Source organism: Oceanobacillus massiliensis str. N'diop (assembly GCF_000285495.1).
Lineage (GTDB): Bacteria > Bacillota > Bacilli > Bacillales > Amphibacillaceae > Oceanobacillus > Oceanobacillus massiliensis.
In genome coordinates this window covers 788,510-814,070 of the sequence record NZ_HE610977.1, presented here as the reverse complement: position 1 = coordinate 814,070, position 25,561 = coordinate 788,510, and the positions used below count along the sequence as shown (strand labels likewise).

At 40.8% G+C, this 25,561-nt stretch carries 30 protein-coding genes; 23 read left to right on the top strand and 7 right to left on the bottom strand.

The window, feature by feature from the left end; genetic code table 11:
* The first annotated feature begins 326 nt into the window (after positions 1-326).
* From OMHG_RS09550 to OMHG_RS09525, 6 genes are all read left to right on the top strand, one after another.
* A complete protein-coding gene (locus OMHG_RS09550; RefSeq protein WP_010650404.1) occupies positions 327-602 on the top strand; it encodes a DUF485 domain-containing protein in 276 nt (91 codons plus the stop codon).
* Positions 599-2,143 (top strand): solute symporter family protein, encoded by a 1,545-nt coding sequence (locus OMHG_RS09545; RefSeq protein WP_010650401.1) that lies wholly within the window; start codon positions 599-601, stop codon positions 2,141-2,143. The genes OMHG_RS09550 and OMHG_RS09545 overlap by 4 nt, the downstream gene beginning before the upstream one ends.
* Positions 2,140-3,909, top strand: coding sequence for a LytS/YhcK type 5TM receptor domain-containing protein (locus OMHG_RS09540; protein ID WP_010650399.1), 1,770 nt, complete (start codon positions 2,140-2,142; stop codon positions 3,907-3,909). The genes OMHG_RS09545 and OMHG_RS09540 overlap by 4 nt, the downstream gene beginning before the upstream one ends.
* The gene (locus OMHG_RS09535; RefSeq protein ID WP_010650397.1) at positions 3,906-4,652 is read left to right on the top strand and encodes a LytR/AlgR family response regulator transcription factor; all 747 of its coding nucleotides are present in this window, start codon (positions 3,906-3,908) and stop codon (positions 4,650-4,652) included. The genes OMHG_RS09540 and OMHG_RS09535 overlap by 4 nt, the downstream gene beginning before the upstream one ends.
* Before the next feature lie 231 nt (positions 4,653-4,883).
* On the top strand, positions 4,884-5,231 hold the full coding sequence (locus tag OMHG_RS09530) for a DUF485 domain-containing protein (RefSeq protein ID WP_010650395.1): 348 nt from the start codon (positions 4,884-4,886) through the stop codon (positions 5,229-5,231).
* The gene (locus OMHG_RS09525) at positions 5,231-6,766 is read left to right on the top strand and encodes a solute symporter family protein (RefSeq protein WP_010650394.1); all 1,536 of its coding nucleotides are present in this window, start codon (positions 5,231-5,233) and stop codon (positions 6,764-6,766) included. Before OMHG_RS09530 ends, OMHG_RS09525 begins: the two co-directional genes overlap by 1 nt.
* A gap of 135 nt (positions 6,767-6,901) precedes the next feature.
* Here the strand turns inward: OMHG_RS09525 and OMHG_RS09520 are convergent, their stop codons facing one another.
* A complete protein-coding gene (locus tag OMHG_RS09520; protein ID WP_390621670.1) occupies positions 6,902-8,407 on the bottom strand; it encodes a DHA2 family efflux MFS transporter permease subunit in 1,506 nt (501 codons plus the stop codon).
* Between the two features lie 409 nt (positions 8,408-8,816).
* On the opposite strand from OMHG_RS09520, the gene OMHG_RS09515 reads away from it, so the two are divergent.
* The 3 genes from OMHG_RS09515 (at position 8,817) to OMHG_RS09505 (ending at position 11,015) form a co-directional block, all read left to right on the top strand.
* A complete protein-coding gene (locus tag OMHG_RS09515) occupies positions 8,817-9,422 on the top strand; it encodes a TetR/AcrR family transcriptional regulator (protein ID WP_010650392.1) in 606 nt (201 codons plus the stop codon).
* A 149-nt stretch (positions 9,423-9,571) separates the two neighbouring features.
* Complete coding sequence (locus OMHG_RS09510) at positions 9,572-10,030, top strand: SRPBCC family protein (protein ID WP_010650391.1); 459 nt, start codon at positions 9,572-9,574, stop codon at positions 10,028-10,030.
* Between the two features lie 322 nt (positions 10,031-10,352).
* A complete protein-coding gene (locus tag OMHG_RS09505) occupies positions 10,353-11,015 on the top strand; it encodes a hypothetical protein (protein ID WP_010650390.1) in 663 nt (220 codons plus the stop codon).
* A 200-nt stretch (positions 11,016-11,215) separates the two neighbouring features.
* Here the strand turns inward: OMHG_RS09505 and OMHG_RS18315 are convergent, their stop codons facing one another.
* Together OMHG_RS18315 and OMHG_RS09500 are read right to left on the bottom strand one after the other, a co-directional pair.
* Positions 11,216-11,365, bottom strand: coding sequence for a hypothetical protein (locus tag OMHG_RS18315; RefSeq protein WP_154648230.1), 150 nt, complete (start codon positions 11,363-11,365; stop codon positions 11,216-11,218).
* Between the two features lie 184 nt (positions 11,366-11,549).
* Positions 11,550-12,680: an NAD(P)/FAD-dependent oxidoreductase gene (locus tag OMHG_RS09500; protein ID WP_010650389.1), complete on the bottom strand. Its 1,131-nt coding sequence runs from the start codon at positions 12,678-12,680 to the stop codon at positions 11,550-11,552.
* Positions 12,681-12,872: 192 nt separating this feature from the next.
* Between OMHG_RS09500 and OMHG_RS17535 the strand changes: the two genes are divergently transcribed.
* The 3 genes from OMHG_RS17535 to OMHG_RS09485 all read left to right on the top strand — a co-directional run bounded on the left by OMHG_RS17535 (position 12,873) and on the right by OMHG_RS09485 (position 15,087).
* Positions 12,873-13,418, top strand: a complete 546-nt coding sequence (locus OMHG_RS17535) for a hypothetical protein (protein ID WP_010650388.1) — start codon at positions 12,873-12,875, stop codon at positions 13,416-13,418.
* Positions 13,419-13,511: 93 nt separating this feature from the next.
* Positions 13,512-14,081 carry a hypothetical protein gene (locus OMHG_RS09490; protein WP_010650387.1) on the top strand — a complete coding sequence of 190 codons (570 nt, stop codon included), beginning with the start codon at positions 13,512-13,514 and terminating at the stop codon, positions 14,079-14,081.
* Between the two features lie 76 nt (positions 14,082-14,157).
* Positions 14,158-15,087: a manganese-dependent inorganic pyrophosphatase gene (locus OMHG_RS09485; protein WP_010650386.1), complete on the top strand. Its 930-nt coding sequence runs from the start codon at positions 14,158-14,160 to the stop codon at positions 15,085-15,087.
* Between the two features lie 100 nt (positions 15,088-15,187).
* Here the strand turns inward: OMHG_RS09485 and OMHG_RS09480 are convergent, their stop codons facing one another.
* Positions 15,188-15,388: a cold-shock protein gene (locus OMHG_RS09480; RefSeq protein WP_010650385.1), complete on the bottom strand. Its 201-nt coding sequence runs from the start codon at positions 15,386-15,388 to the stop codon at positions 15,188-15,190.
* A 287-nt stretch (positions 15,389-15,675) separates the two neighbouring features.
* Here OMHG_RS09480 and OMHG_RS09475 point away from each other — a divergent pair, with 287 nt between their 5' ends.
* Positions 15,676-15,885, top strand: coding sequence for a small acid-soluble spore protein P (locus OMHG_RS09475; protein WP_010650384.1), 210 nt, complete (start codon positions 15,676-15,678; stop codon positions 15,883-15,885).
* Between the two features lie 136 nt (positions 15,886-16,021).
* Positions 16,022-16,420, top strand: a complete 399-nt coding sequence (mscL, locus tag OMHG_RS09470) for a large conductance mechanosensitive channel protein MscL (protein ID WP_010650381.1) — start codon at positions 16,022-16,024, stop codon at positions 16,418-16,420.
* Here mscL and yidC read toward each other — a convergent pair.
* Both yidC and OMHG_RS09460 read right to left on the bottom strand, forming a co-directional pair.
* Positions 16,417-17,229 (bottom strand): membrane protein insertase YidC, encoded by an 813-nt coding sequence (gene yidC / locus OMHG_RS09465; protein WP_010650379.1) that lies wholly within the window; start codon positions 17,227-17,229, stop codon positions 16,417-16,419. The two genes, mscL and yidC, sit on opposite strands and share 4 nt — an antisense overlap.
* Entirely contained in the window at positions 17,181-17,546 is a 366-nt protein-coding gene (locus OMHG_RS09460; RefSeq protein WP_010650378.1) for a hypothetical protein, read from the bottom strand. Before OMHG_RS09460 ends, yidC begins: the two co-directional genes overlap by 49 nt.
* Positions 17,547-17,781: 235 nt before the next feature.
* On the opposite strand from OMHG_RS09460, the gene OMHG_RS09455 reads away from it, so the two are divergent.
* From OMHG_RS09455 to OMHG_RS09425, 5 genes are all read left to right on the top strand, one after another.
* Complete coding sequence (locus OMHG_RS09455) at positions 17,782-18,765, top strand: ABC transporter ATP-binding protein (protein ID WP_010650377.1); 984 nt, start codon at positions 17,782-17,784, stop codon at positions 18,763-18,765.
* A complete protein-coding gene (locus OMHG_RS09450) occupies positions 18,743-19,516 on the top strand; it encodes an ABC transporter permease (RefSeq protein WP_010650376.1) in 774 nt (257 codons plus the stop codon). Before OMHG_RS09455 ends, OMHG_RS09450 begins: the two co-directional genes overlap by 23 nt.
* 105 nt (positions 19,517-19,621) lie before the next feature.
* Entirely contained in the window at positions 19,622-20,143 is a 522-nt protein-coding gene (locus OMHG_RS09445; protein ID WP_010650375.1) for a spore coat protein, read from the top strand.
* A gap of 62 nt (positions 20,144-20,205) precedes the next feature.
* Entirely contained in the window at positions 20,206-20,760 is a 555-nt protein-coding gene (locus OMHG_RS09440; protein ID WP_044476899.1) for an SLOG family protein, read from the top strand.
* Between the two features lie 810 nt (positions 20,761-21,570).
* The gene (locus OMHG_RS09425; protein ID WP_010650372.1) at positions 21,571-22,242 is read left to right on the top strand and encodes an SIMPL domain-containing protein; all 672 of its coding nucleotides are present in this window, start codon (positions 21,571-21,573) and stop codon (positions 22,240-22,242) included.
* A 35-nt stretch (positions 22,243-22,277) separates the two neighbouring features.
* Here the strand turns inward: OMHG_RS09425 and OMHG_RS09420 are convergent, their stop codons facing one another.
* Positions 22,278-23,045, bottom strand: coding sequence for a glycoside hydrolase domain-containing protein (locus tag OMHG_RS09420; RefSeq protein WP_010650371.1), 768 nt, complete (start codon positions 23,043-23,045; stop codon positions 22,278-22,280).
* Positions 23,046-23,230: 185 nt separating this feature from the next.
* Between OMHG_RS09420 and OMHG_RS09415 the strand changes: the two genes are divergently transcribed.
* The 4 genes from OMHG_RS09415 (at position 23,231) to OMHG_RS09400 (ending at position 25,533) form a co-directional block, all read left to right on the top strand.
* Positions 23,231-23,731: a GNAT family N-acetyltransferase gene (locus OMHG_RS09415; protein ID WP_010650369.1), complete on the top strand. Its 501-nt coding sequence runs from the start codon at positions 23,231-23,233 to the stop codon at positions 23,729-23,731.
* 151 nt (positions 23,732-23,882) lie between these two features.
* Complete coding sequence (locus tag OMHG_RS09410; RefSeq protein ID WP_044476898.1) at positions 23,883-24,389, top strand: GNAT family N-acetyltransferase; 507 nt, start codon at positions 23,883-23,885, stop codon at positions 24,387-24,389.
* A gap of 64 nt (positions 24,390-24,453) precedes the next feature.
* Positions 24,454-24,930 carry a GNAT family N-acetyltransferase gene (locus tag OMHG_RS09405; protein WP_010650365.1) on the top strand — a complete coding sequence of 159 codons (477 nt, stop codon included), beginning with the start codon at positions 24,454-24,456 and terminating at the stop codon, positions 24,928-24,930.
* A gap of 87 nt (positions 24,931-25,017) precedes the next feature.
* Complete coding sequence (locus tag OMHG_RS09400) at positions 25,018-25,533, top strand: GNAT family N-acetyltransferase (protein ID WP_010650363.1); 516 nt, start codon at positions 25,018-25,020, stop codon at positions 25,531-25,533.
* The last annotated feature ends 28 nt before the right edge of the window (positions 25,534-25,561 follow it).

Genomic DNA, 25,561 nt, shown 5'->3' with positions numbered 1-25,561 from the left:
GGATTAAGCAATAGAAGTCCTTTAAGATATACAGACAGATTTATGAATATCTTAACGGTGCGACTACCGTAAAACGAAGCAGGGACAACAGTATATGAGTCAAAGTAGGATCCGAACGATGCAAAATCAGTTCGGATTTTACTTTTTATAATGGCTTTTTTAGTAATGTCCCAGCTCTCGTTTTAATTTATTACATCGGTTATTCTGAGTCTGGCCTTTTCCTCATTTTTCCGGACAAATACCTTTACAACGATTACCAATTCGTTTATTATTCGAATTGATAAAATATACTGATAGTTCAATTGGGATGTCTTGGAGGGATGGGAATGGAAGAGCATATATGGCGCTTGATCTATGAGAAGAAGCGGATGATGACTCTGTCTTTAGGATTAGTGTTTTTATTTTACTTTCTGCTTCCATTGTCACTGATCTTCTTCCCGGACGTGATGAATCGAATAAGCTTTATTCAAGGCATGAGTTGGGCATGGCTGTATGGTTTTTTGCAAATCCCGATGACTTGGATGATGGGATGGATCTATCATGTTAAAGCGAAAAATTTTGACCGGAAAGTGGAAGAAATCAAGCAGGGGGAGTTGTTGTGAATCTTACTTATTTTTTATTCTTTCTCTGTATCATTGTCTGCACCTTAATTATTACATATTGGGCAGCCAAACGAAGTAATACAACGAATCGTTTCTATATCGCTTCAGGCAGTTTGACAGGGTTTCAGAATGGGTTGGCAATTGCTGGCGATTTTATCAGCGCAGCTTCCTTTCTCGGTGTGGTCGGGATGATTGCTATCAATGGCTATGATGGATTTTTATATTCGATTGGCTTCTTAGTTTCCTATTTAGTCGTTTTGTTTGTAGTAGCCGAACCTGTACACCGTCTTGGAAAGTATTCGCTGGGCGATGTTATTTGTTCCCGTTTTCCAAGTGATAGAATGCGCTGGATGCTGGCGCTTGGTACCTTTATGATATCCATACTTTATATGATTCCGCAACTTGTCGCCTCGGGATTTTTGCTTCGCTTATTATTGGATATAGATTATTCTATATCGGTTCTGGTGATCGGTGGACTGATGACGGTATACGTTGTGTTTGGAGGAATGGTTGCGACCTCATGGGTTCAGATTGTGAAAACTGTTGTCCTCATGTCCGGTACATTTTTGCTTTCCTTAATCGTATTTTCCAATTTCCATTGGGATTTGTCTGCGTTAATAAAACAGGCCAAGAAAGGGAGTCCCCTTGGTGACAGTTTTTTCATACCTGGTCATCTGTTTGGAAACCCAATTGAATTCTTTTCGCTGCAGCTTGCTTTAGTTCTTGGTACAGCTGGACTGCCGCATATACTGCTCAGACTGTTCACCGTTCGCAATACATTAGAGGTCCGGCGCTCTTTGATAAGTTCAACCTGGATCATCGGTTTATTTTATTTGATGACACTCATATTGGGACTTGGGACGGTTGCCCTGCTCGGCTATCACACTTTAATTGCAAATGACCCGACCGGAAACTTGGCTGCACCTCTTTTGGCGAGAGAGGTGGGAGGAGATTTTCTATTGGCATTCGTATCTGCGATTGCCTTTACAACCATTGTTGCTGTCGTCGCTGGGCTTGTAATATCTGCTACCACGGCGTTTTCCCATGATATCTTTCACCATATCTTAAAAAAGGGTAAATCAACTGAGAGAGAACAATTACTGGCAGCTCGGTGGACTGCCGTAGGGATTGGCATCATTTCCACTCTATTTGCCCTGCGGTTGGAGACAATTAACGTGACATTTCTCGTCTCAATGACGTTTGTTGTTGCCGCATCCAGTAATTTTCCTGTATTAGTGTTAACGATTTATTGGAAGCGCTTCACCCAAACTGGTGCGATAACGGCTATGGTCAGCGGACTTGCTGCATCGCTTGCATTTGTTCTGCTTGGACCGCATATTATGAATCTGGATGGAGGATGGATTGAAGGTGAGGCTGTAATCCCCCTTTATAACCCTGGGATTATTGCAATTCCCATTGGTTTTTTGGGAGGCTATCTGGGAACCATCTTTTCATTAAAAAATTCGCAATCGGTCCAGGAATATAGGGAATTCTTCATCAAATCCCAAACAGGTATGTCATCAAGGAGAGATGACACATGAAGGACTTAACGATTATTTTATTCGAACGCCTGGGTCTATTGCTTGTTATTGCCTTTGTGATGACACGAACTCCGGGCTTCAAATCATTATTATATCGGGAATACAGTATGAAAATGTCACTCCTTCATGCTTTGGTATTTGGAATATTCGGCATGGCCAGTACTGCGACAAGTATCAGCCTAACAGAAGAGGCTGAAATCATTCGCAACTTTATTATCTTTCCGGTTGCAGATGATCAATTGATTGTCAGTTCAAGTCTGGTTGCGATTGTGATTGCGGGCTTACTTGGCGGACCGATTGTCGGCCTTGGTGCTGGATTGATTGCGGGAGGACACTTGATATTTCTTGGTGGAATTGGCTGGCTTGCAAATGGCCTGGTCAATCCATTGACAGGATGGCTTGCGGGGATGACGGCAAGATTTTTTTCCAATGAACGGGTAATTCCACCCCATAAAGCATTATTCATTGGCGTTTTCCCTCCTATTTTACAAATGCAATTACTGCTCATCATGTATACAGATGGGAATGGTATGGTGACTGTCGTGGATCGGATCGGCTTACCGCTCGTGCTATCCAATAGTATTGCAATTGCCATTTTTACCGCAATGATCGGTATTGTTTTAAGAGAACAGGAAAATGAAGCAGCGCTTGCTACGAAACAGGCACTGACCATTGCTGAAGAGGCATTGCCTTATCTGAAAAAAGATTCGAATCAGGAGGTCGCTACAGGCCTTGCCCATTTGCTGTATGATCGTTTGAAGCTCGCTGCTGTATCGATAGCCGATAAGCAGGAAGTTCTGGCGCATATCGGGTTAGGAGATAGTCATCATCAACCGGGTGATAAGCTTTCTGCACCGCTTGCATTAAAAAGCCTTCAAATGGGTGAATTGCAAGTGACCTACCTGAAAACGGATTTGCATTGTCAGCATGAGAGGTGTCCCTTAGAAGCTGCAATTATGATTCCGATTACAGAAGCAGAGACTTTTACCGGTCTAATTACGTTCTATTTCCGCAAGGCACAGCATATTTCACCAGTAGAGCTGATGATGGCAGAAGGTTTGGGGCAATTCATCTCGAATCAGCTTAATGTGCTCACAACGGAAAAGCTAAAAGACCATATCCGGGATGCGGAGCTGAGAAATCTTCAGGCGCAAATTAATCCTCATTTCTTATTTAATACCCTGCAGCTGATTGCATCATTATTTCGTGAAGATCCACAGACTGCTCGTCACCTCACGTTGCAGCTGGCAAGCTATATGCGATTTAACCTGAGATTGGTATCGAAATCACTAGTTGAATTGGAAAAGGAATGTGAGCATGTTAAGGCATATGGGGCAATTATTCAGGAACGATTCCGCGGAAGACTTCAATTGGAGCTGAATATGCCGGATCCATTACCTCCTATCTATCTTCCGCCGTCAACGATTCAGCCGCTAATTGAAAATGCCGTTCAACATGGTCTTAAAGATGTCACGAAGCAAGCAAAAGTGGAAATTAATATAGTAAAAATAGATAAAGAGATCTCAATCTCGGTTCGGGATAATGGATCGGGTTTTCCAAAGCATCTATTACCGATTGTCAGTCATAAACCTTTAACAGGGAATGAGAATGGTGGAACAGGTATATACAATGTGAACCAGAGACTCGTTCGTTTAATTGGTGAATCAGCCAGGCTGCATATAAGGAATTTGCCAAATAGCGGCAGTGAAATCAAGTTTTCTATTCCAGTTCCGAGTGAACTTGTGGAAAAGCAGGTGATGAGATGAATATAAGAGTGATGATTGCTGAGGATGAAATGATGGCAAGAAAGGAATTGCTCTATCTATTGAAGGATATGAAGGATGTCAGCATCATGCCGCATGCGGAAACGGGTGAACAGGTTATTGAGCGATACACGGAACATCATCCAGACGTCATTTTCCTCGATGTCGAGATGCCGGGACTGACAGGAATTGAAGCGGCTAAATATATTACGGAAATATCTGATGGGCAAACGCCATTATTTATATTCACTACTGCTTATGATGAATATGCCCTGGATGCGTTTGAGGTGGAAGCTATTGATTATTTATTAAAGCCTTATGATGAGACGCGATTTACGAAGGCGATGGACCGAATCAGAAAGACTTTAGCTAAAAAACAGGAGATGATAATGGAGGAGAAGGAAAGACCATCCACATCCAAATTATTGATCGATGACGGAGAAAGGATGGTGGTTTTATCTCCTGATTCAATCTTTTATGCTGTACCCAATAATCGGTTGCTGGAGATCCATACGGAGGATAAGGTAATCATGAGCAGGATGACGTTACAGGAATTGGAGAAGAAGCTGTTCGATCATTTCTTTTTCCGTGCCCATCGGAGCTACCTGGTCAATTTAAATCATGTTTTAGAAATTACGCCATGGTTTAACGGGACGAGTAATATTACATTGAAAGATAAGGACAGGACTAAGATCCCTGTGAGTCGATCAGCAAGCAAAACCATATTAAAGACGTTTAGAAATTAAAGGAAGGATGGAAGCATTTCTATTCCCATTAAAGATCGTATGAAGGCCATTCAGACAAAATATTTAACCGTTGACGCTTTCTTTGTCTTATCTATGTTCATAATAATTATACTATTTAGTAAGCGCTTACACATCGTGAGGTGATTTGTAAATGGAAATAAGAGGAGTTGGGGCAGGGATAGTGGAAATGGCAGATCATTTTAATGAATAATGAAACGGGAGGATGATTTGATGGCTGAGCTGAAACAAGTAGCTGATCGAGGGAAGAGCGAGGTAGATTTTGAGAAAGTCGAAAGCAGCCCGCAGTTTCAACAGTTTATGGCAAACAAAAAGAAATTTATTGTTCCGGTGACGATATTCTTTCTTGTGTTTTACTTTCTATTGCCAATCTTAACGTCTTATACCACTTTTTTGAATACGCCAGCGGTGGGTGATATCTCATGGGTATGGATTTTCGCGGTGGCCCAATTTATCATGACATGGGTGGTATGCTCAATTTATGTGAAGAAGGCTGCTTCCTTTGATGAAGAGGTTGATCGGATTATAGAGAATCAAATTAAAAAGGGGGATAAGGCCTAATGGATGCTACGGTTATTATACTTTTCCTTGCGATTGTACTACTTACACTTATCATTACGTATTTTGCAGCAAAACAAACTAAGTCCACAGGAGACTTCTATACAGCAGGCGGTGGATTGACGGGCTGGCAAAATGGGCTTGCAATCGCTGGAGATTATTTATCGGCGGCATCCTTTCTTGGTATCGCTGGAGCGATTGCTTTAAATGGATTTGATGGATTCTTCTATAGCATTGGCTTTCTGATTGCTTATTTGGTTGTATTGCTATTGGTTGCAGAGCCATTGCGGAATCTTGGAAAGTATACCCTTGCAGATATGATCAATTCGCGATTCGATGCCAAAAGGGTGAGGGGAGTAGCAGCACTTAGTACGATTACAATTGTTTTGTTTTATATGATTGCGCAGCTGGTTGGTGCGGGAGCACTCATTCAACTTCTATTTGATATCCCTTATTGGATCGCTGTATTAATCGTTGGGGTAATGATGACCATATACGTTCTATTCGGTGGCATGATCGCAACGAGCTGGGTACAGATTACCAAATCGGTACTGCTGATGGCAGGCATGATTATTATTACATTCATTGTGTTATGGAAATTCAATTTCAATATATTGGCAATGTTTACCGAGGTAAAATCAGCGACAAGCCATGGGGCCGATTATTTAAATCCGGGAATTCAATACGATTCACCATTAGGAACGATTTCCTTAATGCTTGCGCTAGTTCTCGGTACTGCCGGATTGCCGCATATTTTGATGCGCTTTTTCACTGTGAAGGACGCAAAAACAGCGAGAAGCTCTGTAATTACAGCAACATGGACCATCGGAATCTTTTATATCCTAACCCTTTTCCTCGGTTTTGGAGCGGCAATATTTGTTGGACAAAGTGATATTCTTGCGGCCAACTCTGGTGGAAATATGGCTGCACCGTTATTGGCAGAGGCGATTGGCGGAAATATATTATTCTCATTTATATCTGCAGTTGCCTTCGCGACAATACTGGCAGTTGTAGCAGGTCTCGTATTATCTGGGGCATCAGCATTCGCTCATGATATTTACGGACAGATCATTAAAAAAGGGAAGGCCACGGATAAGCAGCAGATGTTAGCAGCCCGTTACGCAGCACTATCGGTTTCGGTGCTATCTATATTATTGGCATTGGGTGCACAATACTTGAACGTAGCATTCTTGGTATCATTGGCATTCTGTATCGCTGCTAGTGCAAACTTGCCGGTAATTCTATATACCATATACTGGAAGCGTTTCAATACATCTGGAGCAATATGGGCAATTGTTTCTGGATTGGTGTCGGCACTTGTTTTAGTATCACTCAGCCCAAGTGTATTTTCACCAGAAGAAGGAGCTGCCCTTTTCGTAGGTAACCCGATTTTTCCATTGGAAAACCCAGCACTAGTGAGTGTGCCGCTTGGCTTTATTGGCGGCTACCTTGGTACGCTGTTCTCAAAAGAATATGATGTCAAACGCTATGCCGAAGTGAAAGTAAAAGCAAACACGGGCTATCGTGAAGCCGAATAGAATCAATCGCATGAATGAAAGAAAAAACAGCGGTCTCTCTATAATCAGAGACCGCTGTTTAATGCTTCTAAAAGTAAAGCTGAAAACGGATAATAACGTATTTCATAGCGTTAAGATAGTGCTGAATATCATATTTTATCCTTGCATTTTCTGTTCTTTCTTTAAGTTTTCCTTCGTATCTTCTTCAGGAGCCTGATCAACACGCTTAATAAAGAAGGACAGGAATAAGCTGATTACACCGAAGATTAGTATAGTGAAATATGCATCATTTATTCCCTGTATAGAGGCTTCCATTACCATATGTTCTTTTGTAGTGCCGCTTGTACTGCCTGCAGACATTAGTTCCTGAAGATGAACATTGGTTCTGCTCGTCATGATCGTTACAAGCAAAGAGGTTCCTATTGCACCGGCAACTTGTCGAACGGTATTGGAAATCGCAGTTCCGTGAGCATTAAGGCTGGCAGGTAGTTGATTTAAGCCTGCAGTTTGTATTGGCATCAGGAACAGTGCCATACCGATACGGCGTCCTGTATAGAGCATAATAAGAAACATATAGGTCGTTGCGTCAGTCAAATTAGTATAGCTGTAGGTTGTCACGAGAATCACTACGATACCGATGACGGAAAGCCATTTTGCTCCATATCGATCGAATAATTTACCGACAACCGGGCTAAGCAAGCCCATTAGCAGGGCTCCGGGCATCATTAATAATCCGGATTCCAGCGCCGTAAAGCCACGAGCAGTTTGCAGATAAAGCGGCAGCAAAATCATATCTGCGTACATCATAATGGTAACCCCGATATTAATAATGGTTGTTAACGAAAACATCTTATATTTAAATGCCCTTAAATCAAGGAACGGATTTTGCAAGGTGAGCTGTCTCCATGTAAACAGGACAAGTGCTGCAATCCCTATGATAAGAGAAGCGATTACCCATCTATTGGACCAGCCTGCAATTCCCGCCTCACTGAAGCCATACAGCAGCGTACCGAATCCAACAGTTGAGAGAACAAGACTGATAAAGTCGACTTTTGAATGGAATGTTTCAGATACATTTTTCAAATAAATAAATCCGCAAATAATAATAATCAAGGTAAAAGGGATCATACCATAAAACAATGCTTGCCATGGTAACGTTTCTAATACATATCCTGCTATAGTAGGACCGATGGCAGGTGCGAAGATAATCGCAAGTCCAACAAATCCCATAGCTGACCCACGCTTATGCGGGGGGAATAATGACAAAACTACATTCATAAGCAGCGGCATTATAATCCCTGCACCAGCAGCTTGCACCAAACGTCCAGTCAAGAGGATAGGGAAATTGGCTGCAAGTGCGGATATGATCGATCCAGCAAGGAAAATAAACATGGAAGTTTGAAATAGCTGACGAGTGGTATATCGTTTCATCAAGAAACCTGTAATAGGTATCAATACACCATTCACCAGCATATAACCTGTTGTAAGCCACTGGCCTGTTGATGGTAATATATTAAATTCTTCCATTAATGTCGGAAGGGCGACGGTCATAATCGTCTGGTTAAACGTTGTAAGGAAGGCACCTACAATCATAATAGTCAAAATTGGTATCTTTTTTATCGTGCTGCTTTCATCCATTGTAATATTATTGCTCAATCTCATTCATCCTTTCAAAAAAATAAGCTCTATTTGTATGCTTTTTTGTTGGCGGCCCGGCGACGTTATAGATGACGCCTTATATCACTCCACGAGCGCTGCGGCTGGCTCCGTGTAAATCTGTTAAACATTTGCATTGCGTGAGCCCGCGCTGCTGCATCGCCGATAATAAACGTTAATAAAATCTTTAAAAATACAATTAAGAAAAAATAAGGTGATTTATTTACAAAGTGTAGTATAATTAACAACACATAAATTAGATTATATTTGTATTAAATGGCGTTTACAAGTTACACTTTTTAAGTAAATGTCTCTTAGTTTGCATAATCGTAAATTCTGTAGTTTATCAAAATGATATAAGACAGTATTTAGATAAGTGTAGCTTAGATTGAGTTATGAAAGGAAAATCGCAGAGATGGATAACAAAAAGAAACGCATAGACCCTCGTATCCTCCGTACGAGGCAATTGCTTAAAGATGCCCTTGTCGAGTTGCTTCAGGAAATGGACATAGAAAAAATAACGGTCAATCGTCTGGCCGAACGAGCGACAATTAATCGTGTCACTTTTTATTTACATTACAAAGACATACAGGATATGGTGGAAAAAATGGCGGATGAGATGGTGCAGGAGATTTCTGTTGTAATGAGCCAAACATATTCCACTGATGTTGAAGCTTCCAGTGATCAGGATTGGAGCTTAATGGCCAGTTTTCTGGAGTATATTTCGGAAAATGCCAAATTCTATAAAGTACTTTTAACATCCAAGAGTGTACCGGTTTTTAGAGATAGCTTATTAAAGCTGTTGAAAGACAAAATTGTCTCCAGGGTGGAAAGTAAGGGGAGTCAGTCTGTCATTCGAAAGGCTGGAATTCAAGACGATATTTTAATTTGGTATGATTCTTCCGCTTTGATTGGGACGATTGTAGCATGGCTCAAAAATGATATGCCTTATACCCCGTCCTTTATGGCTAAACAATTTTATTTACTGCACAACAGGAAGGTTAATGTGGATTTTGGATAGCATTTGGGTTAAGGAGGCTTCATTACGAGTCGCGGCTCATCCTTTGCTGTTAGAGGGAAGGAAAAGAAATATGCGACAGAGGAAATGCAAAATAGGGAATTAAATCTATCAAAAAATATTTCTATTTCCATTGAATAAGGAGGAGCTTTATGATTCAGTTCAGCAATAGTTTGATGATCGATACGGCTTCATCACATGTATTTGCATTCTTAGAGGAGGTAGAGAACTATACAAAATGGAATTATGCTGTCAAACAAATAGTTCCGATTACGGCAAATGGCAATAGGCAAGATGGTGCGACGTATCGTTTATATCGTGACGTGCTTGGAAGACAAGCATATGAGGATATTACTGTCCTTGAGCGTATACCAAATCAGAAGCTGTCGATGGAAGCAATTGGGAAGTTTTTTCACTATACGATGATATATGAAATTAGCACAAAGGGAGAGAACCAAACACTGCTCGTCAATAATGCAACATTGCATGCAACAGGGGTGGGCAGTATTTTCTTTAGGTTATTTCAAAGGAACGTAAAAAAAGAAGTATTCCAGAATCTGCACGTAATAAAACATATACTCGAGGAAAATAAAGCGACCGCAGCTAAATAGCAATAAATCATGGAAAGAAAAACAGCCGCATATCAAGATTGGATGCATGGAAATGAACATCTTGAATCAAATGTTCATCAGAAGAATATCGCTTCATCAATTAAATAAGCATTAATTTTTATGGACAAGTATATTTGCTTGTTTATTTTTTTATCCAATTTTATAAAATAGTGTACTTTTTTTGGCGTGAAATAACTTTTTGATTAAGAGGAATCTCCGTTTTAAAGGCATTATATGCAGGGTTTATGGCAATTTGCATTCTGCAGAAATAATTACACCATGCTAAACTATTGAAAAATATACGAGAAGGGATGGTAATTTTATGGAATCAACTGCAAATCCAAATGTAGTTTATTACACCGAAAGAATCCAAAAAGAATTAATTGATATTTTGGACGATCTGTTATTCTACCACGATTATTACAATGGAGACACTGTGAGCAGAAATTTAGAAATATTGGTTTCGCATATTCAGATATCGGAGGAATGGAAACGGATTCTGTATCTGCAGTTATATTGGATGGCTATTTTCTGTTTGCCGGATGACGCTGAAGATTTGACTGTATATCAGCAATTCCTCAGGGAAAATAAAAAGAGGCTGCTGTCGAAGAATTCCAAGCTTAGGGACATCCTGATAAGCTGGTCAGATATCAAGCCAGGATTATACCGTGTTATCAAGTCAAAGGACGGCAGGGGAAAGATATTATTATTCCAGGATGCAGTCAGTATGGAAATAAAGCAAGTTTGTTTTTATAGTAAAAAAATTAGCACTCCGAAGATCGGTGAACTTGCAGCAGGTGTACTGATTCCATTTGATGATGATACCTATATTACAATGAACGAACTTATCTGTATTTCGGATCTGCCGGAAACGGGGAGAGACGTTCTGCTTTTGGCGCAAAAGTACTTTGCTCCAGGGAGGGAGGAATATTCATTCTTTGGCTTTATCCATTTTATAGAGGCCACTCATATGCTCTGTAAATAATCAATAGATTAACTCGGTGAAGATGAATGAGGATGGAGCCAGAATGAGGGGGAATCATAAAAAATGGTGCATAATACAGATAGATGGATACGTAGATTTTCAACAGAAAAGATAAGAATTGTGTTCATAAGGGAACTCTATTGGCAAAAAGATGGCTTACTATATGTAAACGAAAAACCAAGGAAATCATAACCTTGGTTTTATGATTTAATCATATAATTCACTGCTTCGGATAATGCCCTTTGCTCAACCTCAAAATCTTTGATCACAACCTGCATCCAAAACCAGGTTAATAAAAGAGCAATAACTACAAAAGCAACGATAATCAGAATGATAATGTTTCCTTTCAAACTGCACCCACCTCTTTCGCTTCTAAAATTAGATTATCAAAATCTTGTGTAACTGTAAATATACAGTTGACTGCAATATAATGTTAAACGGTATGGGCAATTGCAGGGTCAGGCATAATGGAGTATATAAGCTCTGCCCGGATGATTATGCTTTTGGAAATGCCGTTTGGAAACAGAGTGAATGTTAACATTCACTCTGTTTAACAGCGCCAGAAACTGGATAGTCATTTAAATCTATTTCCAGTTCCTCTCCGCTTGCAAGTTTGGCTAGTTGTGTGCCAATATATGGTCCCATTGTTAAGCCTGAAGATCCAAGTCCGTTAGCAAGAACCAGCCCGTCAATTCCCGGAAGCGGACCGATAACGGGTAAGAAACCTGGTGTGAATGGGCGAAATCCTACCCGGGTTTCGAGGACAGTACTATCATTCAACCCAGGTGCTATTGCCATAGCTTTGTTTAAAATATCATGTAATCCGCCTGCTGTTACACGATAGTCGAAGCCTGTATCATTTTCATGTGTGGCTCCGATAACGATTCGATTGTCATCAAATGTCAGCATGTATTGATCTGCTGGCGGCATGACAACTGGCCAATTGGAGGTATCTATGTCAGGGACCTGCAAATGCATAATCTGTGCTCGCTGTGGCGTCACATCAAAAGTCATGCCGAGTGGCTGGATAAGTTCATTCATCCATGCACCTGTTGCTGCTATGACACAGTCTGCTTCAATAGATTGACCCTGAATGGTAATGCCGGTTACGGTTGTATCATCGTGCATCAGGCGGGCATCACCTTCTATAAAATGTGCGCCATGCTTTATCGCTGCTTTAAGTAATGCATGACGTAATTTGCGGCCGTCAACTCTTGCTGCACCGCTAATAAATACAGAGCTATATGCATCAGAAAGGAGCGGAAACATGGCTTTTGTCTGTTGGGCATTTTGTAAAATCACTTCGCCAATCTCAGGGGCTTCTTCACGCCGCTTAATCGCGCGTTCACGCATCGCAATAAGTTTATCTTCATCGGTATGAATGCTGATGGCTCCAACTCGGGAATAACCGGTATCGATCTGCCCGTCCTGTGCCAGTTGTTCTATTAATTCATGATAGATTCGGGCCCCGTTTTTTGCCAGTCTGTACCATGCTTTGTTCCTGCGCTGTGATATCCAGGGACAAATAATTCCTGCTGCCGCATCTGTTGCCTGCCCATTATCGCTGCGATCGACTATCGTCACGTCTGCGCCTGTCTTGGCAAGCTGATAAGCAGTACTAGCTCCTACTATTCCTGAACCTATTATAATATATCTCTTTTTCATTATCCTTGAATGTTCACCACTTGATCGCCCTTTAACCTAGCAGAAGTCTTTATGAGTGGGCTTTGTTTTATAGACATCTTTATCCCTCCAGTAGTAACGATTATAATGTAATTAGGTATATATGAACAGTATTTCAAAAATTATAAAGGTATATCCGACTGTTTATCGAATAATAAGAGAGGGGGGATTAAAATGGAAAAACATAAATTGATGAGCAGGTTTCTATTCTATTTTGGAATAGTTATTATGGTCGTAGGTGCCATACAGTCCTATCTAAATGCTCAAATGATGGAATATGATAACTATGGAAATGAGACAGCTATGGGATTTGAAATGAGATACTTTCTCATGTCACTTATTCCGTACCTATTCAATGGAGCGGTGGTTATAGCCTTATCTGAGATTGTAAAGCTGCTGATTTCATTAAACCTAAAGCCGGGAGAGGCCTCTGCTAGTCCTGGTATTTCTTCTGCAACGGAAAAGGAAACCGCAGAAATACAGGAGATTAATTGGAGTCTGAGTGAATCGGATGAAGAAAAAATTTATGAGCTATATTCAGATAAAGCTATCCTGGAAATCGCACCTTCCCGAATGCAAGGCTATTGCATTGTGACTTTGCATGAATTCAATGGACAGCTTAATTCCTACAAAAAAGTCGTTGATATCGCCGGAACGGGTGCCAAGGAAGTTCATGATCCAGTTATACAGAAGAAGGCATTGGCTATGTTAGAGCAGTAGGAAGGGGAATTTGGCTAAATAGGTATACATAAATAAGCACAAGATTTTTATTAGACTCATATTGTTTTAAAACATAGCAAGGGGTTGTCATTCTTGGGAAGAAGAAAACATAAGTCAAAAATGGGCTGGTTTGGCTGGACGTTAATCAGCGTTATCGTGATTACCATTGCCGTTTCAAGCATGTTCTTTTTTAATATCTTCCAGTTAAATTTAGGATCGATATTCAATGGAGAAGAAGATATGGGAGATGCAGTCAGTGAGGATGATATAACGTCAGAGGGGAAAGAAGAAATTGCCAGAGTTCGTGAAACGGTAGGAAAGCAAAACAGGGAATTAGGGAATTTTGTTTCGAGAACACATGAATTTTATAATAAAACAACAGGTTATGGTGGAATAAGCAATTTGGACTGGGACGAGCAGAGAGAGCAGGCGCAATCTATAATAGACACTATTGACGAGATGGATCCAGATATATCAGATGAATCCTTGCTCACAGATTTAGATGCTATTGTGAATTTGTCACAACGTACTTTAGAGGAAGAGGAAGCAGCCAATGTGCGCAATCTTCACCGGTATTTTCATGATCTTGACATTGCATTGAACGACTATACTTCCTATGATAGAATTTGGAATATTACAGAGACATTAGAAAAAATAGAATAGACCAAAATGCTACTCTATCCTAAAAAAAATATGTTAATCTAGAAGAGGATATAATATAGGTTGAAGGAGAATGTACATGGCTAATACGTTAATTTTCGGACATAAAAATCCAGATACGGATACAATCTGTTCAGCATTGGTATATGCAGATTTAAAAACTAAATTAGGGGAAGATGCTGTGGCGGCCAGATTGGGAGCCGTTGGCAAAGAGACACAGTACGCCCTGGATTATTTCAGTGTGGAAGCGCCACAATTGATCGAGAAGGTTGAAGATGGTGCAGACGTTATTTTGGTAGATCATAACGAGTTTCAGCAAAGTGCAGAAAATATCAGCAATGCGCGGATTAAAGAAGTTATTGATCATCATCGTATTTCCAACTTTGAAACAAGGGAGCCGCTATACTTCCGTGCTGAGCCAGTGGGATGTACGGCCACGATTCTTCTTAAGATGTATAAAGAGAAAGATGTCACTGTTTCCAAAGAAATGGCAGGACTTCTCCTGTCTGCTATCATCTCGGATTCCTTATTGCTGAAATCACCAACATGTACGGATGAAGATGTTGATGCAGCACATGAACTTGCAGAAATTGCGGAAGTCAATCTTGAAACATTTGGTCTAAAAATGCTTCAGGCAGGTGCTGATTTAAGTGATAAATCTGTGAAAGACTTAATCACCATGGACGCGAAAGAGTTTTCTATGGGTGAAGCTAAAGTAGAGATTGCACAGGTAAATGCAGTGGATACAAGTGATATCTATAAATTGCAGGATGAATTGGTAAATGAGATAGCTGAAAGAGTCAATTCCAATGGGCTGAATTTATTCCTGTTCGTTGCAACTGATATACTGAACAATGATTCAGAAGTATTGGCTGTCGGCAAGGATAAAGCAAAGGTTGAATCTGGATTTGATGTAACATTGGATGAAAATGACAGAGCCCTATTAAAGGGAGTTGTATCCCGTAAAAAACAAATCGTCACAGCTTTGACCGACGAATTTCTGAAATAAATACAAAAGCGTTTCTGCTGATAAGCAGAAACGCTTTATTTTTGTATGGGGATAAAATAAAAAGCCTTCCCAGATGGGAAGACTTTTTTTGTTAGTAAGCTTACGCTTTTACAACGTTAGTTGCTTGAGGTCCGCGGTTACCTTCTTCGATATCGAAAGTTACTGTTTGACCTTCTTCTAAAGTTTTGAAACCTTCGCCTTGAATTGCTGAGAAATGTACGAATACATCGTCTCCACCTTCAACTTCGATGAAACCGAAACCTTTGTCTGCGTTAAACCATTTTACTGAACCTGTGTTCATAGAAAAAACCTCCATGTGCATTTGGCACTTTTATTACTATTTTTGTTCAAGATTACAAATCAAGACGAAATCACTATAGAGTTAATACTTTCTATCCTGTATTTCTAACGAACAACAATAATTGTTTATAGTATAACATATTTGTTTTGAAAATATCCACCTTTTTTAAAAAAACTTTTTCAATTATTTATTTTGGGCTTTTAAATACTATTATAACGGGCTTTATCAGCCAAAATTAATTTTTAATTCTTTAGATATAGGATAGTATTCTCCTTGGAGAAGCGATGATGAATAAATTGAAGGCTATATTGGAAACTAATCATAATGGAAGGGAGGAACCGATGATGTCTGGAAAACCTAAAGGACCAAAACAGCAGCAGAAAGTGGATTTACCGCAGAGTCCAGTACAACCGTATGGTGAGCCTTTGGATGGTTCCAAAAAAGTAAAGAACAAAAATCACTCAAGACAAAATCATAATGTTCACCATGATATGTAACGAATCGTAAAATATGGAGCGTAACCCTATCTGGTTATGCTCCATTTATCATAAAGTCAGGAATCTCCCCCATATTTAATGGTGTATTTTCGAATTAGTATCGTGGTAGTATATTCTAAAAAAGGAGATGAAGGAGATGTGGAGCGAGTTTAAGGAATTTGCATTTAAAGGTAATATTGTCGATCTGGCTGTAGCTGTAGTAATAGGAGCGGCATTTGGCGGAATTGTAACATCTTTTGTGGAAAATATCGTCACTCCGCTGATTGGAATCTTGGTCGGCGGCATCGATTTTACAGGTTTACGGGTTACGGTTGGTGATGCAGAGGTGCTATACGGCAATTTTATTCAATCATTTATTGACTTTCTTATCGTGGCCTTTGCAATTTTCATGGTTATCCGTTTCCTGAACCGATTTAAGCGAGAAGAAGAGGAAGTAGTGGAGGAAGCGGCCGAGGAACTTAGTGTGCAAGATCAATTGCTGACGGAAATAAGAGATTTATTACAAGAACAAAATGGAAAAAATCCTGCAGATTAAACTTCTGCAGGATTTTTCTTATCTTTGTAGCTCTGATACATCCTTTTGGAAATCAATGTCTGGCAAATCATAAATAATCCACCGATTGTCCAATATAGAGGCAGAGCGGCGGGAGCATTAAACGAAACGATTCCAATCATTAATGGAGAAAGCAAGCCCATTAAAGCCATTTGTTTTTTCATTTTTGGATCCATCCCAATTTGCGAAACTCTAAACTGGAAATAGTATACTGCAATTGCTGTAAGGGTAAGAATAATATCGGTCTCCCCGAGGTTGAACCATAAAAAGCTGTGTGAGGCAATTTCCGGTGTTCTCCGAATGGCGTAATAAAATCCAATCAGAATAGGAAATTGAATCACCATCGGCAGGCAGCCTCCAAGTGAAGATAAAGGATTTACCTGATGGGTCTGATATACCTTCATTACTTCCTGCTGCATTTCTCTTTGAGATGCAGCATCCTTTTTATTCTTGTACTTATCTTGAACTTCTTTAATCTCGGGCTGCAGCACAGTCATCTTGTCCCGCATTTCAAAGCTGCTCTTCATTTGTTTTAACATAATTGGCATGAGCGCAAGTCTGATAAACAGGGTTATGATAATAATGGATAATCCAAAATTACCATTGAAGAAACCAGCGATGGATTTAATCAATACGGAAAAAGAATAAACAAAATAATGATTGAACCAGCCTGTTGATTCGGCATTTATCGGTTCATTCGATCCTTGGCATCCGGCAAGAAATACAATTAACAAAAGCCCGATCAGCAGGCTATATTTTTTAAGTTTGGTGAATACAGAAGTTGCTTCCATGTTACTCCTCCTCGATTTATATTACTGTGGGAAATCGAGAAAGAAGGATCTTCCTTATCATCATCTGGAATTTCAATCCGCTTAGTTCTATTGGCAATCCAGTTACGTATATCAATCATTGCTGCGTTAATTTTTTGCAGTGGCAGCAGTTGAAAACGGAGCGCATGTGATTTTCTTGTCTGTACATCATTTCTAAACATTTTATTATGGTCGTCCAGTTGAATCAATTCAAATTGAATGATTGTAACCAGTAAGCTCAGATAGAGATAAATCGGCGAACATTCATTAACCAAATCTGACAATAATTCTATTAGCATCTGTATTCACCTCCATTCTAGTATAGGTTTGATTTATTCTACCTATCTATGATAAGCCAGGTTTAAGTTAGTTGCAATCATATACTAATGGAAATTTTTTAGTTGTAAATGAACAGCACTTGGAAATGTATTTCTCAGACTTCAGACGGAGAAATATTCGTCCTGCGGGCAGTGGAGAAGTTTTTGCGGTATATGTAGAATTTACTTATAGATAGACAATGAAAGGGTGTATTGGATGGAATATATTATTGATGTTCAGAATCTTAAGAAATCATATCGGAAGAGGAGGTCGAAAGAATACGTACATGCAGTAAGTGAAGTTTCGTTTAAAGTAAACCGTGGGGAGATACTGGGATTGCTTGGACCAAATGGGGCAGGCAAAACAACCACAATAAAGATGATCTGTGGATTGCTTCGCCCTGATTCCGGTTCGATTATGATTAATGGAATAAATAATAAAGAAAAAAGACTTAAGGCATTACGGCATATCAGTGCAGTGCTTGAAGGAAATCGAAACTTATATTGGCGTTTGACGGTCAAAGAAAATCTTGAATATTTTGCAGGCAACCGAGGCATCTCGCGCAAAGATATTTCGGAAAAGGTAGAAGAATTTTTAACAATGTTTAAGCTAAAGGATAAGGAAAATGAACTTGTCAATCGTTTGTCGCGCGGAATGCAGCAAAAGCTGGCAATTGCTGTAGCGATGCTTGCAGACAGCGAGGTTATCTTACTTGATGAACCGACATTGGGACTTGATGTCGAGACGGGATACGAGGTGAGAGAAATCTTAAAGGCGCTTGTCCGGGATTACAATCGAACCATCATTATTAGCTCACATGACATGGATGTTATACAGGACATTTGTGAGCGGACAGTGATTATTAACCAGGGGAGAATCGTTACGGATGACAAAGTGGAAAACCTAATCAAATTATTCGATGTACGTGCATACAGCGTGACACTTGGAGAATCGCTGAGCAGACAGCAGGAGAAGCTACTTTTGCAAAAATTTCCTGATTATGAATTCAAACAGGATGGCCATCAATGCACACTTGATATCGATTTGGCTAAAAGCGAAGAAATCTATGATTTGTTCGATATATTGAAAATGGAAAATACGCCGGTTGAAGCAATTGATCGTAAGACCATCAACTTTGAGCAAATATTTATGAAAATTGTAAAGGGGGAAGACCAAGATGCGATGGCTAAATCTTCTTAAAGCAAATACAAGAAAGGAATATCTTGAATTGAAGCGGTATCTGCCCAATACGATTGCAATGCTGCTTACCTTTTATATTATCTTCCTCGGATTGTTCGGTACTATCCATTTTGTCGGGGATCCGAGTACACAGGATGCGAATATTCAGTATGTCATTGTTAATTATATTTTCTGGTTTTTAACCATAACGGTGATTAACAGTATTGGGTATGAAGTGATTAATGAAGCGATGCGGGGAACCCTGGAGCAGCTCTCCATGTCACCGATGGGAATCTGGCGAATTATGACAGCGAGATTAATCTCAACAACAGTCATTAACTTTATAATTGTGATAGCACTTCTATATTTATCCATGGCAACTGCAGGACAATGGCTGAATATCGATGTCGTATCGATTGTGCCGATTCTTGTCCTTACGTTGATTAGTATGTTCGGTGTCGGTTTCATGATTGCAGGGCTTTCGATTATCTTTAAACAGGTCCAGGCATTTCTGCAAATCCTGCAATTTATTTTGATGGCACTAACATTTATCCCGCTCTCCTTATCGCCGGCACTTGCCTATCTGCCGTTTGTAAAAGGCATCAGCCTTATGCGGGAGGTAATGATTGACGGTTTATCCATAAGTCAATTCGGTATCGGTGATTTCCTGATACTGGGATTTAATGCAGTGTTCTATTTTGCTATAGGCCTTGGCATATTTATCTACTGTGAACGGATTGCAATCAATAAAGGATTGCTTGCCCACTATTAAAAGCATTTACATTGAAATATTCCTATAAATAGGTCCCTGTCTCATGCATTTCTGTAATAACTGACATAGGTTATTAGTGAAACAAAAACAGAAAGGGGATTATCAATGAGAAATCGTCATGGACGTCATTGCGGCTGTAATTCTTGTAATAACACGATTGTACATCCGACAAAACACAATTGTGTTAATCAGTTCTCAGAAAGTCAAGTAACCCATGTGCATCCTTCCCATACTACGGTTATGCATCATCATACAGTGAAAAATAATCATGTATTCCCTCATTCAACATCTGTTCAGAATACAATGAACAGTGTTAATCAGTATGGTGGATCTTTCGAAGTTCCAGGAGGCCAGGTGGGCGGAGCAATGTCACCAGGATTCGGTCCAGGAGGTCAAGTGGCAGGAGCAATGTCGCCAGGTTTCGGTCAGGGAGGCCAGGTGGGCGGAGCAATGTCGCCAGGTTTCGGTCAGGGAGGCCAGGTGGGCGGAGCAATGTCACCAGGTTTCGGTCAGGGAGGCCAGGTGGGTGGAGCAATGTCACCAGGTTTCGGTAAAGAAAACCAGGTAGCCGGAGCTATGTCACCCGGAGGAACAAATCATTGGAAAAAACCGAATAAATGGTGTTAACTAAAGACAAAGGCTGGCATACAAAATTGCCGGCTTTTCTTTATTGTGAGGTGCCATTCAATATGAAAATCTTAACTGTCTCTGGTTACAAACCAATGGAATTAGGAATTTTTAAGGAAAACGATGATCGTATCATGTTTATCAAATCTGCCATAGAGAAAAGGTTAATCGGCTTCATCGAAGAAGGGCTGGAATGGGTCTTGATTTCCGGGCAAATGGGAGTAGAATTGTGGACTGCAGAAATCGTGCTGGACCTTCAGGAAAGCTATGATATTAAGTTAGGGATATTTCCCCCATTCGAAAATCAGGATAGCCGCTGGCCGGATAACTTGAAGGAAAAATATCAGGAAATGATTATGCTGGCAGATTTCTATCAGCCGCTCTATCAGGGGGACTACAAAGGCCCCTACCAATTTAAAGCAAAGAATCTTTGGTTTATCGACAAGAGCGATGCCTGTCTCCTGCTCATGGATGACGAATTTCCCGGCAGCAATCGTTTCCTATACGACACCGCCAAGGCATCGGAAAAAGACTATACTGTATTTACAATAACCGCAGCAGACTTGGATGATGCCGTAGAAGAAAGACGTATGCAGGATCCTGATTATTGGTCATGAGAGATATGGATGGATTCGGAAGTGAATCAAATGGACAAGCCAAACTGTATCGGTGGAGACGTCCAAACCGCGGAATAAATGCCCGGACCGCGGAAAAAGCGCCAGAATCGCGGAAAAAGCGTGAGAATCGCGGAATAAAAGCCCGAATCGCGGAAAAAGCGAGAGACCCGCGGAAAAACCGAGAGACCCGCGGAATAAGTGCCAGAATCGCGGAAAAAGCGAGAGAACCGCGGAATAAACGTCGGAATCGCGGAAAAAGCGAGAGAACCGCGGAATAACCGAGAGACCCGCGGAATAAGTGCCAGAATCGCGGAATAAATGTCAGAATCGCGGAAAAAGCGTGAGGAGCGCGGAATAAGCGCCAGAACCGCGGAAAAAGCCAGAGGAGCGCGGAATAAATGCCCAACCCGCGGAATAACCGCCCGAACCGCGGAATAAGCGCCCAACCCGCGGAATTCCCGCCCAACACCGCCCCGCCCGCTGACTCGACCGAACGCTGCATTTGAAAAGTCTCACGGACTAGGAGTCACTTGTCAGAGTCAGAGTGCAGTCTGACGCGCCACCCAATAGCCAATGGACAAAAACAGTCTTCGGCACAACAGCCACCCCCGTCGCAATCAGCCCCACTGCTTCACCCCAGCCGCAATCAGCCTCCAATGCCCATCGCCTCATAGCCGCTACAGCCAGTCTGCCATCCCCGCTGCACAAGACCGACCGACACACAACACTCCACACTCCACACTATCCATTATCATTCTTTCTAAATTCGCATATATTTTTATAAGCAGAGAATTGAAAGGTGGTATGTTGATGTATTATGGATACTATCCTCCGTATTGGCAGTCCAGGCACCAGGCGCTAGTCCCTTCTCCGCCGGCGCGTATGCTGACAGTGAAGGGGAATGGCAGGGTGCCTGTGCAGCCAGATATTGCTATTATTCAACTGGAGGTGCTAACGGAGGGGGAGTCAGTGACTGTGGCGCAGGGTGAAAATGCGAGGATTATGGATCAGGTTATCCAGGCACTTATAAATCTAGAGGTTCCAAGGGATGATATTCAGACCACAAATTTTGCCATTAATCCGCGCTATGACTTTGTGGATGGAGTTCAGGTTTTTAGAGGTTATGAAGTAAGAAATGAGATAACTGTAAAGATTTCCCCGATTGCACAGGCTGGAAGGATTATTGATACTGCTGTACAGAATGGGGTTAATCGAGTATCGAATATCCGTTTTTCCGTGGAAGATGGAAAGGTTCATTATCAGGAGGCCTTGTCATTGGCTCTTAGTAATGCGATTGGAAAAGCAGAGGCAATTGCGAATGCCATGCAGTTAGATCTCGATAGGATACCAGTTAGCATTATAGAGAAAGAGCAGCCACAGCCAATCAGGACCTTTTCTGTTGCAGCTGAAGGGTTATCCACACCTATTGAACCTGGGGAAATGATAGTTAGTGCCGAAGTGATGGTTAAGTTCCAATATTAAAAATCAGGGGTGTTGTTAGCGCCCCTGATTTAGCTCTACCATAAATAGTCTGCCATTTCTTCGCTGAAAAGGTTTGTGTCGATATTGCAGGTCTCTGCATCTATGGCATATTGCCAGCCATATAGCATGGAGTTTTCTGGTCCTTGTGGATTATAATCGGGAGCATTTTCTTCTGTGGTAATCTCTTCTTGCGGGTATGCAGTCCAGATAATCATATCTTCCTGCATTGTTTCATCTAACGTGTTATAAGCTTCATAGAGTTCGCTGTCTTCATTGAACACACCATAGATTGCAGGCGCGTACACTGATGCGGATAGTGTTTCATACCAGCCTTTCATAAATTCGGAATCGACAGGGTAATCGGGTTCAATATCTGCAAAGATGGCAACCCCATCAGGGATATTCAAGTCCTCTGCTAAGGTAATTGCCTGTTCTGCATGGTCTTCTCCATTCTCGAATCCAGTAACATCATTCATATGGTTGTAGATTACGAGGATTTGAATATCATTGTCATGCAGGAAACGAATCTCATCAGTATCCATTCCTGCAGATACCCCTTCTTTATTTCCTAGATATCTGCCCCATACTTTAGGCTGTCCAAAATTATCCTGAACGCAAGCGTATAGAGTATCGTCGGTATAGCTGGCAGAATCGACGCCCCAAATGACTCCATTGGTGCTGGAATCATTGTCCTCATTATCCACAAGATCTGCAGGCGGATTGAATTTCATGAGGAAAAACATGAAAGGAATGGCAAGAAGAATAACAATTCCTAACATAATTAGCTCGTTATTTTTTTCCATTAAAATAATTCCCCCCTTCTTGTATAAAGCAGTATATTGAGAAGGGAGAGTTCCTGTGTAGTGGAGATGCAGGATAGAGATTGCCTTATATATTAGAAATTACAAATTTATACATATCAACCCCTTAATTAATGTTATAATATTGGAAATATTTGATTCCGAAATCAATATTGGAGGGTGATAAAATGGATAATTTAATTCGCAAAATGAAAAAAAGAGATATCTCACAGGTCCAGGATGTTGCAAAGGAAAGCTGGCATGCAACCTATGAAGGGATAATCCCCATCGAGGTGCAGGACAGATTCCTCGAGGCTGCCTATAGCTACGAGAATATGAAAAGGCGATTGAAAGGTTCAACGATCTATGTGGCAGAAGTTGAAGGAAAGGTTGTTGGCTTTGCTAACTACTCTCCCGTTTCTGTTGATGGATCGGTTGAACTTGGTGCCATTTATGTATATCCGACCTATCAGGGAAAAGGGATTGGAACGGCATTTCTCCGGGCAGGAATTGAGCAGCTGGAAGTTAAGGAAATTCTATTGAATGTCGAGAAAAACAATACAATAGGAGCTAACTTCTATCGTGCGAAGGGTTTTGAGGCTGTGTCCGAATTTGATGATCAATTTGATGGGCACTCGTTAAAGACATTAAGAATGTCCTTGAAAGTAAAAGAAGGACTCCGTAAATGATGGATGATTAACTTAAAGGTGGTTAAAGACAACTAATGGGAAGCTATAATTTCAATCGAAAATCTGGTAGTAGGATTGCGACATATGCCTTCGGATTTCATGACGAGGATGAATATCCAAATAATGCTTGGCAGATGCTTAATACGTGTCTATGAAAATACGAAAAGCGGTTAACAGTGATGCACAGGAAATAGCTATCGTACACGTCGACAGCTGGAGAACTACATATAAAGGGATCGTGCCTGATGCATATCTGGAAAAATTATCTTACCAGGAGCGAACCGAATTATGGAAAAGCAATCTGCATGAGGAGACAGTGTATGTAGCAGAAAACGACAATGGGGATATTGTTGGTTTTGCAACAGGTGGTAAAAAGAAGACGCTAAACTATGAACAGTATGACGGTGAGCTTTACGCGATTTATATTCTAGAACCATTTCAAGGAATTGGCATTGGCAAATTATTGATAGAGCCAGTTATACATGACCTTAAAGAATCAGGGATCGATTCTATGATAGTGCTTGTATTGAATGACAATCCAGCTAAATACTTCTATGAAGCATTAGGTGCTAGAAAGATAGATACAATCAAAGTAACGATTGCTGGTGTCGAATTAAAGGAATGTGTCTATGGCTGGAAGAATCTGAAGAATACATAGACGCCGAATACTGTCCGAGTTCAGCCAAATACTATCCGGGCGCGGAGGAAAAGGGTGAGCAGTTATGCTGTGTTATAAAACAATTGATTCCGCAAAAGATCAAGAGACGGTTATTCATTTCCGAAGAGATTCATTTATTGAAAGTTTTGGCAGCGATGAAGCATTCGGAAGAGATGAAGACTATATTGTGTGGCTTCAGAGGAAGATAGCCGATTTTCCAGAAGGATTTGTTATGCTTTGGGATAAAAATAAACCAGTCGGGCAACTCGAGCTTTCCATTAAAATATTTGATGGAAAGGAAATTGGTTATGTTCATTTATTTTACCTCATCCCAGAAAAACGGGGAAGTGGTTTAGGAGATGAACTGCACCGATATGCAATGCAGTTTTTTCGACAATATGGAGTTAGTGAATATTATCTGAGAGTGGCTCCTGCGAACAAGCGAGCATGCGGCTTTTACCAGAAGAAAGGTATGGAAAAGACGGCAGATGAAATGGATGGAAAAGTTATAAGAATGAGGGGTTATGTATCAGTAATTTAAGCGTGTTAGCCTCAATTCTTTAAAAAGAAGAGGAAAATCGTTGTTTCTCATAAGGTATAAATGTGTCAGTCAGAGGGGGATTCCACAGTGGACAATAATAGGGTCCAGATTACTATGCTCGATAATAATGAGAAGCTTGATCAGGCAATAGAACTCTACAAAGAAATTTGGAACAAAGCAGAATCCACGGAGAGATTGAGAAAGCATGCAATCTATGAGGGATACAGGGGCCTGGCTGCACAGGATGAAAATGGTAAGCTGATTGGATTTTCCTATGGTTATCAATCAATGGAAGGCCAGTATTATAATCGCCTGCTGCGCGAGCATTTAGTGCTAGAGAGTTTGGAGTTCTGGCTGGATGATTGCTTTGAATTTGTAGAATTGGGAGTCCATCCAGAAGCAAGGGGCAGAGGAATCGGAGAAAGACTGACAGCTGAATTACTCGAAGGGGCCAAGCATCGACATGCAATCCTTACGACTCAGGAAGATAATCATGCTGCTCGGTCATTATATGATAAGCTTGGATGGAAGGAAGTAGCGGCTGGATTTTTGGAAAATGCACCGGGTTCCTCCTATGTGATTATGGGAAAGAAATTAAAATAGAAAGATGTCTGAGCAATTGTTACCTGAA

What these genes read in the sequence shown, in the direction of transcription:
- OMHG_RS09550 (WP_010650404.1), top strand. Translation starts at nt 327, where the DNA reads ATGGAAGAGCATATATGGCGCTTGATCTATGAGAAGAAGCGGATGATG.
- OMHG_RS09540 (WP_010650399.1), top strand. Translation starts at nt 2,140, where the DNA reads ATGAAGGACTTAACGATTATTTTATTCGAACGCCTGGGTCTATTGCTT.
- OMHG_RS09535 (WP_010650397.1), top strand. Translation starts at nt 3,906, where the DNA reads ATGAATATAAGAGTGATGATTGCTGAGGATGAAATGATGGCAAGAAAG.
- OMHG_RS09530 (WP_010650395.1), top strand. Translation starts at nt 4,884, where the DNA reads ATGGCTGAGCTGAAACAAGTAGCTGATCGAGGGAAGAGCGAGGTAGAT.
- OMHG_RS09525 (WP_010650394.1), top strand. Translation starts at nt 5,231, where the DNA reads ATGGATGCTACGGTTATTATACTTTTCCTTGCGATTGTACTACTTACA.
- OMHG_RS09520 (WP_390621670.1), bottom strand. Translation starts at nt 8,407, where the DNA reads ATGAGATTGAGCAATAATATTACAATGGATGAAAGCAGCACGATAAAA.
- OMHG_RS09515 (WP_010650392.1), top strand. Translation starts at nt 8,817, where the DNA reads ATGGATAACAAAAAGAAACGCATAGACCCTCGTATCCTCCGTACGAGG.
- OMHG_RS09510 (WP_010650391.1), top strand. Translation starts at nt 9,572, where the DNA reads ATGATTCAGTTCAGCAATAGTTTGATGATCGATACGGCTTCATCACAT.
- OMHG_RS09505 (WP_010650390.1), top strand. Translation starts at nt 10,353, where the DNA reads ATGGAATCAACTGCAAATCCAAATGTAGTTTATTACACCGAAAGAATC.
- OMHG_RS09500 (WP_010650389.1), bottom strand. Translation starts at nt 12,680, where the DNA reads ATGAAAAAGAGATATATTATAATAGGTTCAGGAATAGTAGGAGCTAGT.
- OMHG_RS17535 (WP_010650388.1), top strand. Translation starts at nt 12,873, where the DNA reads ATGGAAAAACATAAATTGATGAGCAGGTTTCTATTCTATTTTGGAATA.
- OMHG_RS09485 (WP_010650386.1), top strand. Translation starts at nt 14,158, where the DNA reads ATGGCTAATACGTTAATTTTCGGACATAAAAATCCAGATACGGATACA.
- OMHG_RS09480 (WP_010650385.1), bottom strand. Translation starts at nt 15,388, where the DNA reads ATGAACACAGGTTCAGTAAAATGGTTTAACGCAGACAAAGGTTTCGGT.
- OMHG_RS09475 (WP_010650384.1), top strand. Translation starts at nt 15,676, where the DNA reads ATGAATAAATTGAAGGCTATATTGGAAACTAATCATAATGGAAGGGAG.
- mscL (WP_010650381.1), top strand. Translation starts at nt 16,022, where the DNA reads ATGTGGAGCGAGTTTAAGGAATTTGCATTTAAAGGTAATATTGTCGAT.
- yidC (WP_010650379.1), bottom strand. Translation starts at nt 17,229, where the DNA reads ATGGAAGCAACTTCTGTATTCACCAAACTTAAAAAATATAGCCTGCTG.
- OMHG_RS09460 (WP_010650378.1), bottom strand. Translation starts at nt 17,546, where the DNA reads ATGCTAATAGAATTATTGTCAGATTTGGTTAATGAATGTTCGCCGATT.
- OMHG_RS09455 (WP_010650377.1), top strand. Translation starts at nt 17,782, where the DNA reads ATGGAATATATTATTGATGTTCAGAATCTTAAGAAATCATATCGGAAG.
- OMHG_RS09450 (WP_010650376.1), top strand. Translation starts at nt 18,743, where the DNA reads ATGCGATGGCTAAATCTTCTTAAAGCAAATACAAGAAAGGAATATCTT.
- OMHG_RS09445 (WP_010650375.1), top strand. Translation starts at nt 19,622, where the DNA reads ATGAGAAATCGTCATGGACGTCATTGCGGCTGTAATTCTTGTAATAAC.
- OMHG_RS09440 (WP_044476899.1), top strand. Translation starts at nt 20,206, where the DNA reads ATGAAAATCTTAACTGTCTCTGGTTACAAACCAATGGAATTAGGAATT.
- OMHG_RS09425 (WP_010650372.1), top strand. Translation starts at nt 21,571, where the DNA reads ATGTATTATGGATACTATCCTCCGTATTGGCAGTCCAGGCACCAGGCG.
- OMHG_RS09420 (WP_010650371.1), bottom strand. Translation starts at nt 23,045, where the DNA reads ATGGAAAAAAATAACGAGCTAATTATGTTAGGAATTGTTATTCTTCTT.
- OMHG_RS09415 (WP_010650369.1), top strand. Translation starts at nt 23,231, where the DNA reads ATGGATAATTTAATTCGCAAAATGAAAAAAAGAGATATCTCACAGGTC.
- OMHG_RS09410 (WP_044476898.1), top strand. Translation starts at nt 23,883, where the DNA reads ATGAAAATACGAAAAGCGGTTAACAGTGATGCACAGGAAATAGCTATC.
- OMHG_RS09405 (WP_010650365.1), top strand. Translation starts at nt 24,454, where the DNA reads ATGCTGTGTTATAAAACAATTGATTCCGCAAAAGATCAAGAGACGGTT.